Annotated in this window: 8 protein-coding genes; 5 read left to right on the top strand and 3 right to left on the bottom strand. The window is 68.3% G+C overall.

Features of this window, described 5'->3' with window-relative positions:
• Window positions 1-44 precede the first annotated feature (44 nt).
• Window positions 45-2,531, bottom strand: coding sequence for an FxSxx-COOH system tetratricopeptide repeat protein (gene fxsT, locus AGRA3207_RS36800; protein WP_231331961.1), 2,487 nt, complete (start codon window positions 2,529-2,531; stop codon window positions 45-47).
• Window positions 2,532-3,220: 689 nt separating this feature from the next.
• On the opposite strand from fxsT, the gene AGRA3207_RS36795 reads away from it, so the two are divergent.
• The 5 genes from AGRA3207_RS36795 to AGRA3207_RS36775 all read left to right on the top strand — a co-directional run bounded on the left by AGRA3207_RS36795 (window position 3,221) and on the right by AGRA3207_RS36775 (window position 12,867).
• A complete protein-coding gene (locus AGRA3207_RS36795) occupies window positions 3,221-4,180 on the top strand; it encodes a lipase family protein (RefSeq protein ID WP_231331960.1) in 960 nt (319 codons plus the stop codon).
• A gap of 47 nt (window positions 4,181-4,227) precedes the next feature.
• Entirely contained in the window at window positions 4,228-6,210 is a 1,983-nt protein-coding gene (locus AGRA3207_RS36790; protein ID WP_231331959.1) for a vWA-MoxR associated conflict system protein, read from the top strand.
• Between the two features lie 19 nt (window positions 6,211-6,229).
• Window positions 6,230-7,219 (top strand): AAA family ATPase, encoded by a 990-nt coding sequence (locus tag AGRA3207_RS36785; RefSeq protein WP_231331958.1) that lies wholly within the window; start codon window positions 6,230-6,232, stop codon window positions 7,217-7,219.
• Complete coding sequence (locus AGRA3207_RS36780; protein ID WP_338028243.1) at window positions 7,212-11,858, top strand: SAV_2336 N-terminal domain-related protein; 4,647 nt, start codon at window positions 7,212-7,214, stop codon at window positions 11,856-11,858. The genes AGRA3207_RS36785 and AGRA3207_RS36780 overlap by 8 nt, the downstream gene beginning before the upstream one ends.
• A 487-nt stretch (window positions 11,859-12,345) precedes the next feature.
• A complete protein-coding gene (locus AGRA3207_RS36775; protein ID WP_231331956.1) occupies window positions 12,346-12,867 on the top strand; it encodes a hypothetical protein in 522 nt (173 codons plus the stop codon).
• Between the two features lie 474 nt (window positions 12,868-13,341).
• Here the strand turns inward: AGRA3207_RS36775 and AGRA3207_RS36770 are convergent, their stop codons facing one another.
• Both AGRA3207_RS36770 and AGRA3207_RS36765 read right to left on the bottom strand, forming a co-directional pair.
• Complete coding sequence (locus AGRA3207_RS36770) at window positions 13,342-14,130, bottom strand: hypothetical protein (RefSeq protein ID WP_231331955.1); 789 nt, start codon at window positions 14,128-14,130, stop codon at window positions 13,342-13,344.
• Between the two features lie 559 nt (window positions 14,131-14,689).
• Window positions 14,690-15,358 (bottom strand): methyltransferase domain-containing protein, encoded by a 669-nt coding sequence (locus tag AGRA3207_RS36765; RefSeq protein WP_231331954.1) that lies wholly within the window; start codon window positions 15,356-15,358, stop codon window positions 14,690-14,692.
• Between the last annotated feature and the right edge of the window lie 637 nt (window positions 15,359-15,995).

Here is a 15,995-nt window from a genome sequence, read left to right as displayed (position 1 = left end):
AACATCCATGCCCGTCAAACGGGGGCAACATCACTGAGAGTTCGTCATTGGCGTTTATAGGTCCGCCTGGCATCTTCTAGATCGTCGCACAATCGCCGGGTTACTGGATTCAGCTCGCCGAGTATCCGGGAGGACTCGGCGACGGCCTGCTCCAGTATCGAGAGCGCTCGCCGCAGATCACCTGCATTTGCGTAGGCGCGAGCAAGATTGTTGCGGGAGGTCAAGGTGTGGGGATGACCGTCACCCAGCACCCGCTGCCGGTTAGCGAGATTCTGCTCGAACAACAAGATCGCCCTCTCGAGCTCGCCCGCATCCTGGTAAGCGTTGGCCAGATTGTTGCAGGACAACAGGGTGTCCGGGTGGTCCTCGCCCAGCACCCGCTGCCGGTCAGCAAGCGTCTGTTCCAGCAGCGGCATCGCCCGGCCCAGATCCCCCGCGGCCAGGTAGGCGCGTGCCAGGTTGTTACAGGAGATCAAGGTGTGCCGGTGGTCCTCGCCCAGCACCCGCTGCCGGTCAGCAAGCGTCTGTTCCAGCAGCGGGATCGCCCGGCCCAGATCCCCCGCGTCCCGGTAGGCGTGAGCGAGGTTGCCGCGAGAGGTCAGGGTGTCGGGGTGGTCTGTGCCCAGCACCCGCTCGGTATCGGCGAGGGTCTGCTCGAAGAGCGGGATCGCCCTCTCCAGCTGGCCCGCTTCCCGGTAGGCGTAGGCGAGATTGTTGCGGGAGGCGAGGGTGTTGGGGTGGTCGTCGCCGAGCTCCCGCTTGATGTCGGCGAGTGTCTGCTCCAGCAGTGGGATCGCCCGGCCCAGTTGGCCCGCTTCCCGGTAGGCGTAGGCGAGATTGCTCCGGGAGGCCAAGGTGTTCGGGTGGTGATCGCCAAGCAGGCGTTGGCGGCTGGTCAGGGCGCGTTCGATGTAGGGAAGTGCGCGGGCTAAGGCTCCCTGGTTTTGCAGGAAGGCGGCGGTGCGGTCGAACAGGAGGCTGGTGGTGGCGGTATCGGTGCCAGAGGGTGCATGGTCGGCCAGGGCATCGATATGGGGCAGCAGCAGCCGCCAGCGCGGCCATCCTGCCGGCTCGTCCGGGGCGTCGGGGCGGGCGTGATCGAGCAAGACGGTGGCGTCGGCGCGGGCGTCGGCGACGTCGGCGGGCTGCCGGTGGGGATCGGCGGGATCGGGGGTGCGGGCCAGGGACTGCACCAGGCGATGCATTCTGATCGTGCCATCGCGTTCGAGTGAGATCATGTTGTAGGCGGCCAGCATGCCCAGTGCCTGCTGCAGTTGCACAGGATCCACTGTGTCGCGGGCAGGGGTGTCCTCTGCGATGCCGTCGGCAGGAGGGGGTCCTGGCCGCGGCTCGGTCGGTGACTGTTCCCCTCGGAGGTCAGAAGGCTGAGTCATCGGCCTGCCAGGAGCGGTTCCGGTGACGCTGCCTGTACCGGTGGCGGGAAGAGCCTCGAGGAGGGTGCGGGGAATATCTTGAGGGGCGTACCAGGACAGTACCCGCAGGATGTGCCCCGCCAAGGGCACGCTGGCGAGCTTGCCCAGGGTGATCCGCCAGATCCGGGCGATGGTGCGTTCAGCGTCGCCGCCCGCAGCGGCCTTATCAAACATCTGCGCGGGTGAAGCGGTCAAAAGCTCCAGGTAAGCGCGGGGAGACAGACGGTTCTGGTGCACGAACGCCGCCGCCTGCTCAACCGCCAGTGGGAGGTACCCCAGCACGCCGACCAACTCTGCGGCACCATCCAGGTCGGCACCATCCAGGTCGGCAGCGTCACTCTCGTGCCTGCCCGCGCCGATGGCGGTGCGGTCTGCCGCGGCGATGCGGGTGAGTAGTTCCACTGCCTGCACCTCAGTCAGCACCTCCAGCCGCACCACCCGCGCCCCGAACCGGTGCCAGCCCTCGCCCAGCCGGCTGGTGACCAGCACCCGCCCGCGGGACACGCGATCCATCACCGGGGCGATATCGGCGGGGTCATTGACGTTGTCCAAAATCAACAGCCAGTCCTGGTGGCAGCCCAGCCAGTCCAGCGCCCACCTGGCCAGCTCCTCCAGCGCCAGCACCGATTGCAGCAGCGGCTGCACTCGTAAGGCCAGGCCAGCCAATCCTGCCTGCACACCATCGGAGGACTCGGCGGCGATCCACCAGACCGGATTCGCAGCGTAACCCCGCCCAGAATCGGAGCGGGCGGCGGCGTAGCGAGCAGCCAACGTGGACTTGCCCACCCCGCCCAGCCCGTGCACCGCAGCCACCACCACCCCGCCCGGTCCCTGTAAAGCCAAGTCCAGCTCTTTCAGCTCGTCACAGCGGCCGACGAACAGGTGATGACGCCCGGGGACATTCATCAGCCCTGGCGGAGCCTCGGCCTCCGCAACCGGTCGCAACGCCCCAGGTGACAGCACAGACTGGTTATTGGTCGTGTGGTCGCCGGTCGAGACGATCCCGGAGATCCGCCCTGCCGCAACCGACCGCTCCCCCGGCTTGAAGACCACAGGTGGTGAGGACGGCAATTGTTCTGGTCCCTTACTGGCCGACATGACCGCATCATCACCCCACCGGCCTGAATCTCACAGGTCATTGGACACACACGCCCGCATCCGGACATTCACCCGCCAACCAGCCCGGGCAGTCACAGTGCATCCGGGTCCGTCGCCTGGCGCCCCCTACGCTCGCGCACCATCACTGGTCAAAGTCCCCGGAGCGGCCACCCGCGTTCCAGCCGGGCCGGTACCGGTTCTCCCACCAGCCATCGCCTTTACTGTCGGTGACTGCGTCCGTGGGAACGGCAAAGTCAGGGCTCACGAGTTTGAGCAAGTACAGACAGCACCGTCTTCGCCCAGCAGCACCGCAGTCTGATTCCGGCGATCCGCGGACGAGCGGCTGTCTCGCTGCACCCACGGGATGCCGTGACGCTCGTGCACGCTGTGCCCGGATATGCGCAAGATCGTAGCCGGGACGATGGAGGCCACCCAGGCGTTGATCATCACGATCGCCACGTGGAGCCGAACCGGATCCGTGTGCCTGGCGGTGCGGCGAGCGCACACAGTACCCGCTCGCCCCCGCCGCCGCGGCGGCGGACTGCCGAGGGCCCAGCCCCGGAATCGGGCGGTTTCCGGGATTCCCAGGCCAGATGAGGAAGAAGTGGTGGGCATGGCCAGCCGCCTCCCCTAGGCTCGTGTGACCGGCAGAGGGTCAGGCTCCCACCGTCTTGTGACCTGGAGGTTTGGTGACACCGCGGCTGATCTTCGTGCACGGAATCGGTGGCCCGCGCCGGGTGGAGCGCGACCGGGAGCGTTGGACCCGTGCGCTGGCCGAGGGCGCCCGCCGGGCCGGGCATTCGGACGCCGCCCTGGGCTTGGCCGACGGAAGTCTGGCGAACGTGGTTTTCGCCTACTACGGCGACCGGTTTCAGCGTCCGGGGGCGCAGGGCGTCGCCGGGATCGATGTGGATGCCGACGAGACTGTCCTGCTCAAAGAGTTACTGATCGAGACCGTTCAAATGCATCGCGAACGTGCTGGCGGGCTTGACGATGCCCTGCTGGAACGCGCGCTCGCCCAGCTTCAGCCGCGTGAGAGGAGCGCCCAGGGCACGGGAGACGTCGTGCGGCGCGCCATCAACGCCGCCACCACGCTGCTGGGGGCTGGGCCCTGGGGCCGTGCCGGGCAGTGGGCCGGAGGGAAGCTGCTCATCCGGGACTTCGCCCAGGTCGCGCGTTATCTCGCGCGGAGTGAGAAGGACTCGGGTGGACATGCCTTGGACGAACGCGTCCGGCAGCCGGTGTCGGACGCGCTGGGCTCGGGGCCGGTGGTCGTGGTGGCGCATTCCCTGGGCAGCGTGGTGGCCTTCGAGACGCTGCACGGCCGCCGGGAGCCGGTGCGGCTGTTGGTGACATTGGGGTCGCCGCTGGCAACGCGCGGGGTCGTGTGGCCGAGGGTCCGTCCGGCGCCTCCTGGCACCCCCGAATGCGTGGACCGCTGGCTCAACTTCTGGGACCGCGATGACATCATCGTGCCCCGGCCCATCCTGGAGTCGGATGTGCTGCCCAACTCGGCGGGTGTGCTACCCGGCAGCAGCCGCGTGGACTCTGACGGCCTGTGGGTGCACACCGCGACCAAGTACCTGGCCCACCCTGACGTCGCCGGCCCGGTTATGGAGGTCCTGCGGTCCTGGACCTCACCGGCATGACCGGTACCCGCCGCCACGCCCTGGTCGTGGCCACGCAGTGTTCGTGCATGCAGGACTTGCCTCATCTGCAGCAGGCCGCCCGCGGCCTGTCGGCGGCACTGGCCGACCCGCGGCTGGGCGCCTGCGCTCCGGGACTGCCCGACGGCCGGAAGCTGATGCTGGGGGACCTGCCCGCACGGCGTATCGAAGAGGCGTTACGGAAGGCCACTGCGCACGCCGCCACCGAGGGCGCCACGCTGCTGCTGGCTCTGCTCGGCCATGGTTTTGTCCCTGGCTCTGTGCCCAAGCTGTATCTGATGGGCTGCGATTCGGTGGAGGGCGATGAGGACAGCGCCGTCAACGTCAGGGAGGTCCTGGCGCGGGCCGCGGACAAGACAGGTTTGAACGGCGTCCTGGCCGTCATCGACACCTGCGCGGCCGCGGGTGCAATGCCCCCGGCACCAGAGTTGTCCATGGGACAGCTGAACGGGCAGACGCGGCTGGGGCTGCTGATGGCCACCGGCGTGGATCAGCCCGCCTATGACATGACGCTGTCGCGTGAACTGGCCGCCGTGATCGGTGAGGGCGTGACCGAAGCCGGCCCGCTCCTGGACCTGCAGAAGATCGCCGCTGTCCTGACCCCCCGCATCACCGACCAAAATGTGATCTTCCTGGAGTACGGGGGCGGCCAAGGCGGTGAACCGCTGTGGCTGGCCCACAACCGCCGCTGGAAGACCGGCCGATCCGATGGCGGTCTGCAAGGCCTGGGCGCGCCTGGGCGGGCCGCGCTCGCGGTCGTCTTGGACGTGCTGGGCGCCGAAGACCGCGGCCAGGGCGACTGGACACTCTCGGACGCCTACCACCTGCCGGGTCTTTGCGATCGTCTCCGGGCACTACCGGCCGCCCCGACCCGCGATTCCGCGATCAGGGTCCTCACCTGCCTGGTCAACGCACACGAGGCTTGTGCGGTGCTGCGCTCGCTGTTGCCGACGAAGCTGACCCGGCGGCGGCTCCGCCGTGCCATGGCGGGCGCGGGGGCCCTGTCGTCGCAGCCTCTTCCCGGCCCTGCTGCTCTGACCGAGGTCGACGCCGCCGAGCACGTGGCGTTGCGGGTTCCGCCGGACGAACCAGGCCAGTGCGAGGCTGCGCTGACACGGTTCCTGGTCGAGCTCGCCTACGACGGGGGCGCCGATCTGCAAGCACCGGAACTGCGCGACTGGGTGAGCGCGCACGACACCCTCGTCGCCTACAACGAGGCGGTCGATTCCTGCGAGCGGCGTTCGGCGCCCGCGGACAGGCTGCGGCTGATCGTCGCGTTGAGTTCGCCCACCGGGGACTGGCCCGAGCAACTCGATGCCTGGCTACTGCTGGATGGGGCCATCCGGGACACCAGGGTCATCTATTGTGCCCCCGATCGGCCGGGGGCCGAGGAGGCGCTGGCCGCCGGCGTGGACTGGGCCAAGGACCACGCCGACAGCCTGGATCTGGAGCTGTGCCACATCGACGTCGCGGTTCCCGCCAAGATCATGCTGCAGTGGCGGCCCGAACAGCTGGACTACGGGGAGCTGCTGGGTTTGGGGCACCGGGTGCTGATCCGCTGGAGCGGGCGGCTCGATCCCGCCAGGCAGGCGTTGCGGCTGAACCGGCTGGCCTGGCAGCGGCTTGCGCAACCCACCGCGGTCACCGGCGGCGGCCGCCTGAGCTGGCTTCCCGCCCGCCAGTGCTCAGATCCCGGCGAGGTCCGCGACGCCTTCCGCATGGGCAGGTATCCCAAGGCGATCGGCCTGCTGGACGATCCCGGGGCCAACGACCAGCTGTTCGAGGTGCTTCTGCAGTTCTCCTCGGTGCTGATCTGGCCGCAGCACACAGGTGCGGGTCCCGAGCATCGCCGCCGGGTCGATCAGGAATGGGACGACCTTCCGCTGGGGTTCCTGCTGGCCTACCGCGATCGCTGGCGGGGCGGCGCCAGCGGCGCCAATGTGATGGCGGATCTGCGGACCGTCTGGGACGACCACGACTGGCTCGCCTTCTGCGCGAGCCTGCGGCCGTGAACATCATGAGGAGGACCTGATGGCCTGGGGTTCCTACTACCGCGGTGACGGCGTCGCCCGGCCGATTGCCCTCCCCCCGCCGCCACCATGGCGGGAGTTCCCCCGCCGCCCGCTCGGCCTGGCCTTCCGGCCGCCGCCGGGCCTGCCGGAGGCGGTCAACGCTGCGCTTACCCTGCGCCGGCCGCTGCTGCTCACCGGCCCGCCCGGGTCAGGCAAATCCACGGTCATCGAGTCGGTGGCGCGGGAACTGAAGCTCGGCCCGGTGCTGCGCTGGCACATCACCTCGCGCAGCACGCTGACCGAGGCGCTGTACCGCTACGACGTCCTCGGCCGGATCCACGAGCAGCAACTCACACAGGCCCGCGACGCCCGAAGGGCGAGTGAGACGAACAGGACTGGCGGCGTGCAGAACACCGCCGCCGACGACATCGACGACATCGCGCCGTTCCTTCGGCTCGGCCCCCTGGGCACCGCGCTGGTACCCGCCCCGCAGCCTCGCGCCCTGCTGATCGATGAGATCGACAAAAGCGATCTGGATCTGCCTGGCGACCTGCTCGATGTCTTGGAAAGGGGGGAGTACGAGATCGCTGAACTGGCCCGGTACAGCAGTCCGGTCGTGGCCGTGCGGCTGTGGGACAGCCAGCAGACCCACCCGATCCAGGCAGGCAGGCTGCGGTGCACCGAGTTCCCGTTCATCGTGATGACCAGCAACGACGAGCGCGACTTCCCGCCGGCTTTCCTGCGCCGCTGCCTGCGGTTCGCCATGCCCGAACCCACCGTCGAGTTGTTGAGGGACATCGTCGGCGCCCACCTGGGCATGCACGTCCCCCAAAACGCCGCCGTGGAAGAGTTGCTGAGCCGATTCCTGGCGCGGCTGCACGCCGGTGAGAGTCTGGCCATCGATCAGCTCCTCAACGCGGTGTTCATCCTGACCGGCGACGATGCCCCGCAGGGGGCGCAGCGCGATGACCTGCTGAACATTTTGCTGCACGAGCTCACCCATGCATGAGGACCTGGCCCGCTGCGTCCGGGCGCTGCTGGCGGCCGATCCGGGCCTGGACGGCGTCTCGATGGCCGAGGTGCTCTGGCTGGCGGCGCACGCCTCACCGCCCCGGCCTGGTGACCCGTCCCCGCCGCCAGCCTCCGCACCGCCCGCGGATGACCAGGTTGGCTCCACCCGGCACACAGCAGTGGCCTCAGACAGCGCAGCCCGGCCCCTGAGCCCCGCCCATCCCGCCAGCCCGCCCTCGGGCACGGCCGATACCGAGGATGCGGCCGACCGCACTCGCGCACGAGGGCGGGGTGCCCGCATTCGCAGTGCCGCTCCCCTGTCACAGCCGTTGCATATCGCCCGATCGTTGCGGCCTTTCAAACGCCGGTGGCCCAACGGCCGCCATCGGCGATTGGACATCGACGCCACCGTCCGGGCCTACACGCGCACCTGGCAGCTGATCCCCTGGTTCCAGCCGACCCCCGAGCCCTGGTTCGAGGTCGTCCTGGTGGTCGACGACTCGCCGTCGATGCGGATCTGGGACCAAGAGGTGGCCAAGCTCAAAACCACCTTCCAGCGGCTGGGTGCCTTCCACGACGTCCGCGCCTGGCGCATGACCGTGCACGCTGATGGCGTCACCCTGCACGACCGGGCCGGCCGGCCCGTCGCGGCCAGCCAGCCCCCCGCCGGCGGCCGCCGGCGCCTGATCATTTTCGTCACCGACGGAGCGGCACCGGGCTGGAGCCGGCCCGGCGTCTGGCGCACGGTGCGCGCCTGGGCGGCCTCGACCCCGACCTCGCTGATCAGCCCGCTGCCGGCCAGGCTGTGGGCCCGCACCGGCCTGAACCAGCCGGCCGTCCGCGTGCGCGCCCTCACCCCGGGCAGCCCCAATCCCGCTCTGCGTTTCGCGGTGCCCTGGCAGCTCGACGACCTCCATGAGCAATGGATCGCCGTCCCCGCCGCCCCCGTCAGCAGGTACGCACTCGGCCGCTGGGCACGGACGCTCATGCGCGGCGACCCGCACGGCTGCGACGCCTTCCTGGTGCCCACCGCAGGACGACCTCACCACGACGGGGAAGACACCGATGACACATCGGCGGCCCCCGCCCCACCACGCGGAGCCGACCTGGTGGCCGCGTTCCGCAGGACCGCCACCCCGCAAGCGGTGCGCCTGGCCGTCCTGAGTTCACCCTTTGAGCAGATCAGCCTGCCACCGCTCCACCTGCTACGCCAGGAGATGGTGCCCGCCGCCGCTGTCGGGGACGTCGCCGAGGTCGTCATCAGCGGCCTGTTCGTCCACACCCCGGAGGGCGCACTCCGGCATCGCGGCGGCGTCCGCGAGGCGCTGCGCAAGCTGATCAGCGAGACCGACATCCTCCAGGTGTACGCCGTGCTCCGGCGGCACGTCACCGCCCGGGCCGGATCGGCCACCTTCCCAGCGGTGCTGGAGGACCCGCATGCCGACGCCGTGCTGCCGGATGATCTGCGACCGTTCATACGGGCCTCGCGCGACACCCTGGCCTACCTCGCCGCACCTCCCGGCAAGAACCCCACAGCCGCAGCCGCAGCCGCGCCCGCCGGGCCGCCCGCACCCAGACTCCACCAGGTGATACCGCCGCAGCTCGCACCTCCCGATCAGACACCGGCGCCCTCCGGGCTGGCCAACCTCCCGGCCCCGGCCACGCCGTTCGTCGGACGCGCCACAGAACTAGCCTTGCTGCACTCTTCACCGGATGTGCCCGGCGCCGGTGCGACAAGCGTCGTCCATGGGCTCGCCGGGATCGGCAAGTCAGCCTTAGCCCTCCAGCACGCCCACCGGCACGCGGACTCAGGCGGACTTGTGTGGTGGATGACGGCTGACTCACCGGAGTCGGTCGAAGCCGGGCTCATCGCACTGGCTGCGGCACTGCGCCCCGCCTCTGCCACCCAGGCCGCGGAGGCAACGCAATGGGCGGTGGGATGGCTGGCCCATCATGACGGCTGGCTGCTCGTCTTAGACCATGTCACCGATCACCGCGACATCGACCACCTGCTGACGCAGCCCACCAGCGGCCACATCATCATCACCAGCCGACTCTCAGCGCCCTGGGGAGAACAGATCTCCCAGGTCATCCGGCTGCCCGAACTCCCCGCAGCCGACGCTGTGAGGCTGCTCGCCCACCACAGCGGCCTGACCATGAACGTCCCGGACACCGGCCCTCTGGCCGCACTGGCCGCACTGGCCCTCGAACTCGGACATCTGCCGCTGGCCATCACCAGCGCCGGACAGTACCTCCGCCAAACGCACATCGCGCCTTCCGACTACCTGGAACGGTTCCGACGAAAACCTGCGAATGTGCTCGGTGCCCTCCAGGCTGCGGGACAGTCGATGGTCCGGGTGCTCTGGCAAGAGACCTTGTCAATGCTGCCCGAGGTTTCCATTGCAGCGCCCCTGCTGCGCATCCTGAGCTGGTTCGGCCCGGACCCCATTCCACGGAGCTTCCTGGGCAGCTCCGGCGAAACCGGAGGACTCAGCCGGGCGCTGGAAATTCTGGCCGGCCACAATCTTGTCACCCTCACTGATTCTGACATCGCCGTCAACCGGCTCATGCAGACCATCGCCAGGACCCCCGACCCTGCCGACCCATATCGCAGCCAACCCGAGATCGCCGCAGCACGCTCGGCCGCCACCGCCCTACTCGCTGCGGCGTCACCGGCCGAACCACCACCGTCGTCCTGGCCGTTCTGGCCGGAACTGGTGACGCACATCGAAGCGCTGGCAGCCCATGCACCCGCCGACACCGACATCAACAGCACCGCCCTGGCGGATCTGCTCGCTCTGGCCGGACACTTCCACGAATCTCAACGACGACCTCAGAACGCCCTGGACGACTTCGAGGGCGCCCACAGCATGTATCAACGAATACTCGGGCCTGACGACCCCCGAACGGCAGAGACTGCCATTTCCCGACAGCGCGTCCTTGCAGGTATGGGAATGCGCCGCTCCGGGCTGGCCCAGATCCTTATTGACCACCGCCCCGTGGCCAACGGTGTGCTGATCTCGGCTCGATATATCCTGACCTGCGCGCACGCACTACCGGCCGCTGCCGAGGTAGTAATTTACTTTGCCGACGATGGCACTCCACAGCCCGGCAGGGTGGTGTTCCGTGCCCCTTGGCGCGTGTCTGACGAAAGGGTCCCAGAGGGCACCTTCGGCGTCCCCGATGTCGCCGTCGTCGAATTGACCACTCCAGTCTCCACGCCTCCGGTCCAGCTCGGCTCACCTAACGCCAGGACACCCGCAGACCTGACCTGCGTCTCGATCGCCGACGGTACCGTGACCCTCACGCCCATCAAGGCGAATCCAGACGCACGGATCGGCGAGCTAATTCGGTTCGACGGTGGTCCGGGATTCGCCGACCTTCGTCCCGGAGCCAGCGGCGCGGGAATCTTCATTCCCCGGTCACAGCAGCTCTGCGCGATCTTGACCGGACGCGGACCGGACGATACCGGGACGATGCTCCCCATCACCGCCGTCCGCCGTTACTGGGAACCCATCGACGACCTCCTGCCCCTAGACTGGCTCACCGCTAAAGACCGCCGCAGGCTGAGAGCTCTGATCACGCAGATGCCAAATCTAGGCGCCCTCACATCCGCCTTTCAGCGGTCGTTTCCCTACGTGGCGCCGCAGCTGGACTTCCGCACACCGTGGGATGGGGTCCGGTACGTCGCCGAAGAGCTCCTTATCGGTGATCCCTCGTCACCGGCGACATATGCGCCCCTGCGCCAATGGTTGCTGCTCCTAGCAGACATGGCCCCTGAAGGCTTGGCAGACGATCTCAGAGCCTTTATCGATAGGGCTATCCCCCACTCAGTTGAACTCGACCGGCGGCTGAGTCACAGGCTCCTTCATGTCACCATTGACCGATTCGCGGATGGCGATTACCGACTTGCCGCCTATCTACATGAGCCCTCTGCAGAGTCGTGGGATCTCGTTGCGCCGATGCGCCCAAGCCCTCGAAAGATGATCAAGGAGACCGTATCGGCGGTTATCGCAGAGTCACTTGCTGAGACGTGGCGGCCTGACAGCGATCCGGAACTCAGCTTGGAATTCTCGGTCCCGCAGAGTCTGCTTTCCTATCCCTTCGACAAGCTTGCACTCGACAGCCTGAGCGCGGACAACGATGTCGGGCCGGGAGGGCTTCTTGGAACTCGATTCGTCGTAACCGTGCGACCAACCGAGCGCCGTTCACCGGCGATTGCCCGCGACCTGCTGCTACACAGGTGGAACCTTTCGATCCGTGATCCGAGAAATCCTCGGGTGCTGCACATCACGGACAGCTCACAGGCCAGCAGCGAAATTCTCAGATCGCTAGAGCACGACGAAACAGCGGTCCTGGTGTTCCTGGCGCCGCCCCGAAAAGATGTGCTGCGGGCGGCCATCGCGGCGGGGGTCCCTGTAATGATCTGGCCCAGAACCAATGATCACCCGGAACAGGCCGCCATAACCATCCAATCCTTTACCGAGAAACCACTCAATGAATGGCCGACCGCGCTTCGCATACTACGAGCGAAAGCATTCCAAGCCGAAAGATCTCCGATGGCCGCCCGCGAAATCACCCTGCTATGGGACAATCCACACATGATCCCAGATCCGCCATTAACGGCAGAGCTATAAGGTCATCTACACCGTGGGCGAAAAGACGTTTACCTTCGAGACGATGGTCATACCAGGAATCTTAGCGACTCAATGAAAACGGGGCCGGCTTTGCCTGACCATGAAGCACCCGCCAGATCAGCCCAGCCGGAATAGAGAGTTGGAGAAGGACATGCTGAGGTCAGCCGACATACCGATGGATGCGCCGGTGACGAGGGCGTCCTGATCGGCACCGAGGAACACAAGCCGCCAGCCGTGCCGGTTCCGCCGTCGCCTGATCCTTCTGGCTGATCTCCTCCGAGGTCGTACACGCGGGAGGCGTTCTCCTGCCCGTCGGTCACGATCACCACGGTGATCTCGTCGGCCGCCAGCCCGCCGCGGCGCGGCCCATCTGGGAGGTCAACCAGCCGACGGTCAGCCGACGACCGCGGACGGCAGCATTTGCTGCATGTGGCGATGCGCCACGACCCTGACGGCCCCTGCTTCTCCCGGACGCTGTTTTTCCAGAATGGCCATAACGGCGGGCGGCCAGGTGAAGTCGTATCTGACAGCGGTCCGCGAGCGCCTGTGGACCACCGAGACCCTAACCACCCACCTCGCCGCCGCCGGACTGACGATCCGCGACCACCACACCGTCGCCGTCCGGGCGGGGGTCAACGCCGACGTCCTCGTCCTGGCCCCGGACGGCGAAGTCACCTCCCGGCTGACGGTGGCCGATCGGCATCGCGAAGGGCGGTTGACCTACGACAGCCTCGACATCTCCGACGTGTACGCGGGCCCGGCAAGCCGATCCAGCGCGTCGACGGCGGCGAGCCGGGCCTCCAGCCCCCAGGGCGAGCCGAGCTACTCGACGGCCTCGGCGTACCCGATCGGTGATCTGGCCCTCCTGCCCGCCAGCAGGGACTGCCGGGTGACGTACAGGCCGAGCGCGGCGAGCACGAGCGCCAGCAGGATGCCGCCGGTGTCGAACCACCGGCGCCGGTCCGCGCGCCGCCTGTCCAGCAACTCCAGCGCCGTTCCCCGGCGATGAGGCATCGAGATGGTCCTGTGCCGACGGGACGATCCGGTCACGCCGCCGACGCCAGCGAGCACCCCGGGCACCACCCGGCGGCTGCGTCGCCCGGTTGGATCCGCTGGCCCCCGGCACGGCGACCGGACCGGCGGGCTCGCTCACATCCATCAGATACACGCGGCCGCCGTCACGATCGTCAGCAGGCAAACCGGCCCGGCCGCTCCGCTCGCCCTTCCTCGGGCACTACCTCGTCCTCACCAGTTCGACAGCACCCTCCAGCCCGGCACCATCCCGGTCGGCGGCGGTGATGGTGAGCAGTTCCACCGCCTACCCCCGGTCCAGCCGGGGAGGCAGATACGGCGACTACTGGCTGCAGACCCACGCCCCCATGGACCCAGCGACGGAGCCGCTGAACCACAAACCTGTGCCCGCGACCCGGAACTCTCCGTCGCGCTCTTCCAGCGCCGCCTGGTCGGGCGACGACGAAGCGGGTCAGATGAAGAACACGACGCTGAGGGCGAGGTAGACGATGCCAAGGACGGTGAGAACGTTCGCGATCAAGGTCGTGCCGATGCGGACGAGAGCGATGGAGGAGACGTCGGTGCCGAGGATGGTCTCGGAAGGTTCGCTGCGGTCGCCTGCCAGGATGCCGAAGGAGGCAACGACCAGGCCGAGGAGGACCGCGATGAGCCCGCTGGAAAAGCCGGCGCTGGCGTAGGCGATCGGATGGGCGCCCGCAGATCGGCGGGCCAGGTCGTAGGTCAGCTCCGCGGTGGCGGCGTCGGCCACCGTCGTCAGCGACCGCATGTGCAGGGTCTTGATGGCCGCGACGGCGACCAGATACATGAGTCCGAGGCCCATGGTGACATCGGCCATCCTGCGCAGGCCGAGCGCGAGCGTGCCGTCACCGCCTCGCCGCGCCACCTGCCAGGCGATCAGCCCGACGATGGTGAGGGCCAGCGAGAGTTGATAGTAGTACTGCGGCATCCCGAGTGCGGCGAGGCCGGGTCCGCCGTGAACAAGGTCCCCGCCGCTGTACTCGCGGTGGAGCATGTACTGGCCGTACTTGCGTGTCAGGTCGTCCTGGCCGGTCAGCGAGGCCAGCGCCGGGAAGTGGCCGAGCCCGGTCGTCGCGTGGAACGCCCTGGCCGTCCGCATGAAGATGGTGACGTCGTACCAGGGCATCACCCACGACAGCGTGATGATCCCGGAACCGATGAGGACCAGCAGCGCCCGCGCTCCGGGGTTGAGCCGGACGATCCGGCGAGTGCCATACCGCACTAGCCACGCCCCTCGCGGCACGTGCGGTAATCCCGACGAAATTGTTCCGTCGCCCATACTGGTTCCCCGCCGTCCTGCACCCACAGCGCGCCCCGATGGCCCACTGCTCCCTTCAGGGAGTGTGGCTTGGCGAGCGCCCGGCGCAGGCACAAACCAGAAAACGTCTCGAAACGCCGATGAGCCAGCGAAGCTGATGTCGAGATCTGGTGCAAAAGCTGGTAGCTGCCGCGAGCTTGACCCACACAGGTCCAGCGGCCTGCTCGTACTCGTTATGGGTTCCACACGGTGGTGGCCACGCGGCGCATGACGCATTGGCTGTCGCTGCGCCGCCAGCCGTGCCGGACACCGATCGTGAAGTAGTGCGGCTGCTGATGCAGGTACCGTCGGCGCCCGTCTGCCTGATGTTGAGGGCCCGGATCGTGCTGCCAACAGCGGAGGGAAGCTCAGTGCGCGGATCACCCGTCGGCTGACGGCGACCAGCACCGCCAGGCTTCTAGCTGCACCAAGACCGATATCCGCTCAGCCGCCGGCGCCGCCTGAGGCGGCGGCCTTCACCCCATCACCTGCCCCGGCCCGTCTCCCAGATCGACACGTGCTTGGTGCTCTCAGCCGTGAACTCCGAGCGATCCCAGTCCGCCCAGCGGTGTTTCAGGGTCATTCCGGCGATGCGCGCCATGAGGTCCATCTCGGCCGGCCAGGCATACCGGAAGGGGATACGGCGGAACCGGCCCGTCCCGTCTGCTGACACGGTGACGTGGTTCGAGGTGAACGCCTGCGTGACGACGTCGTACTGGTCGAACCCGACGTAGCCGCCGCCATCGGTGCCGGGCGCCATCGTGAACGGGACGGTGTCCTGGCCGGGCGGCAGGCGGCGCAGATCCGGCAGGGCCACCTCGACGAGGAACAGCCCGCCGGGACGCAGGTGCCCGGCCGCGTTGCGGAAGACGTCGACCTGCCCGTCCTGTGCGGTCACGTTGCTGATGGTGTCGAATACCAGGTAGACCAGCGAGAACCGGCCGGCCACCCGCGTCGTCGTCATATCGCCGATCGTGACCTCGACCGCGTCGCCGCCCGGCTTGCCCGTGATGCGCGCCGCCATCGCGCGGCTCAGCTCGATGCCGCTCACCGGCACGCCGCGGGCGGCCAACGGCACCGCGATCCGCCCGGCGCCGACCGCGAACTCGTGAACGAGCCGCCGCCGACGCGGCTGCATCGCGAGTTCGTCCACGTCGATGACCTCCGGGTGCAGGCACGCCTATGGGACGGTGCCGGGTGTTGACCGCCGTTGACCGTTGTCGAGAGTCACGACGGCAACACCCCGGGCGGGATGTCCGGATGCGGGCAGATCCTCGGGCTTTGCGAACGTGGCCCGGGGCGGTGTCCATAGGTTCGCTGTGTGATCAAAACGGCGCCGAACGAAGAACCAGGCGACGGCGGCGCGGGTCTGCAGCGCTCACGTGAACGGCGATCGAAGCGGCAGGCGCGAGGGGTGCTGGCGGTCGCCGGGACTGCGGTGATGGTCACGGTGGCGTGGTTCCTGTGGCCGGGCGCGCAGTGGTGGCGCTGGTCGCATCGCCGTCGCCCTGGCCGTGGTCTCGGCCGTGGCGCGAGCTGCGTCCCTAGCGGGGTCCCTAGCGGGGCTCTTGGCGACCGTCAATGGACGGTGAGGGGGCCCGGGACAGGTCCCCGGCAGGCCAGCGCTGACTTGCGGAGCTTCGGAGAGCCGGAACGGACAGAGGCCTGTCGGCGGCGCAGGCTTTCTGTCGAAGGATTGTCCGGTAACGCCTGGCGGCAGTTGAGGTTCTTCGGCAGTGTCCGGTCCGGCGACCTTCTCCCCCGTAGCTGAGGTTCTGCAGATGGTGGCG

The sequence above is a fragment of the Actinomadura graeca genome (assembly GCF_019175365.1).
In the GTDB taxonomy this organism is placed as follows: domain Bacteria; phylum Actinomycetota; class Actinomycetes; order Streptosporangiales; family Streptosporangiaceae; genus Spirillospora; species Spirillospora graeca.
The sequence above is the reverse complement of the archived record's forward strand: the minus strand, read 5'-3'. Positions and strand labels throughout refer to the sequence as shown.

Excerpts from the sequence above, each read along its gene's own strand:
- AGRA3207_RS36775 (WP_231331956.1), top strand. The coding sequence starts at position 12,346 with ATGGCCATAACGGCGGGCGGCCAGGTGAAGTCGTATCTGACAGCGGTC.
- AGRA3207_RS36785 (WP_231331958.1), top strand. The coding sequence starts at position 6,230 with ATGGCCTGGGGTTCCTACTACCGCGGTGACGGCGTCGCCCGGCCGATT.
- AGRA3207_RS36790 (WP_231331959.1), top strand. The coding sequence starts at position 4,228 with ATGCAGGACTTGCCTCATCTGCAGCAGGCCGCCCGCGGCCTGTCGGCG.
- fxsT (WP_231331961.1), bottom strand. The coding sequence starts at position 2,531 with ATGTCGGCCAGTAAGGGACCAGAACAATTGCCGTCCTCACCACCTGTG.
- AGRA3207_RS36780 (WP_338028243.1), top strand. The coding sequence starts at position 7,212 with ATGCATGAGGACCTGGCCCGCTGCGTCCGGGCGCTGCTGGCGGCCGAT.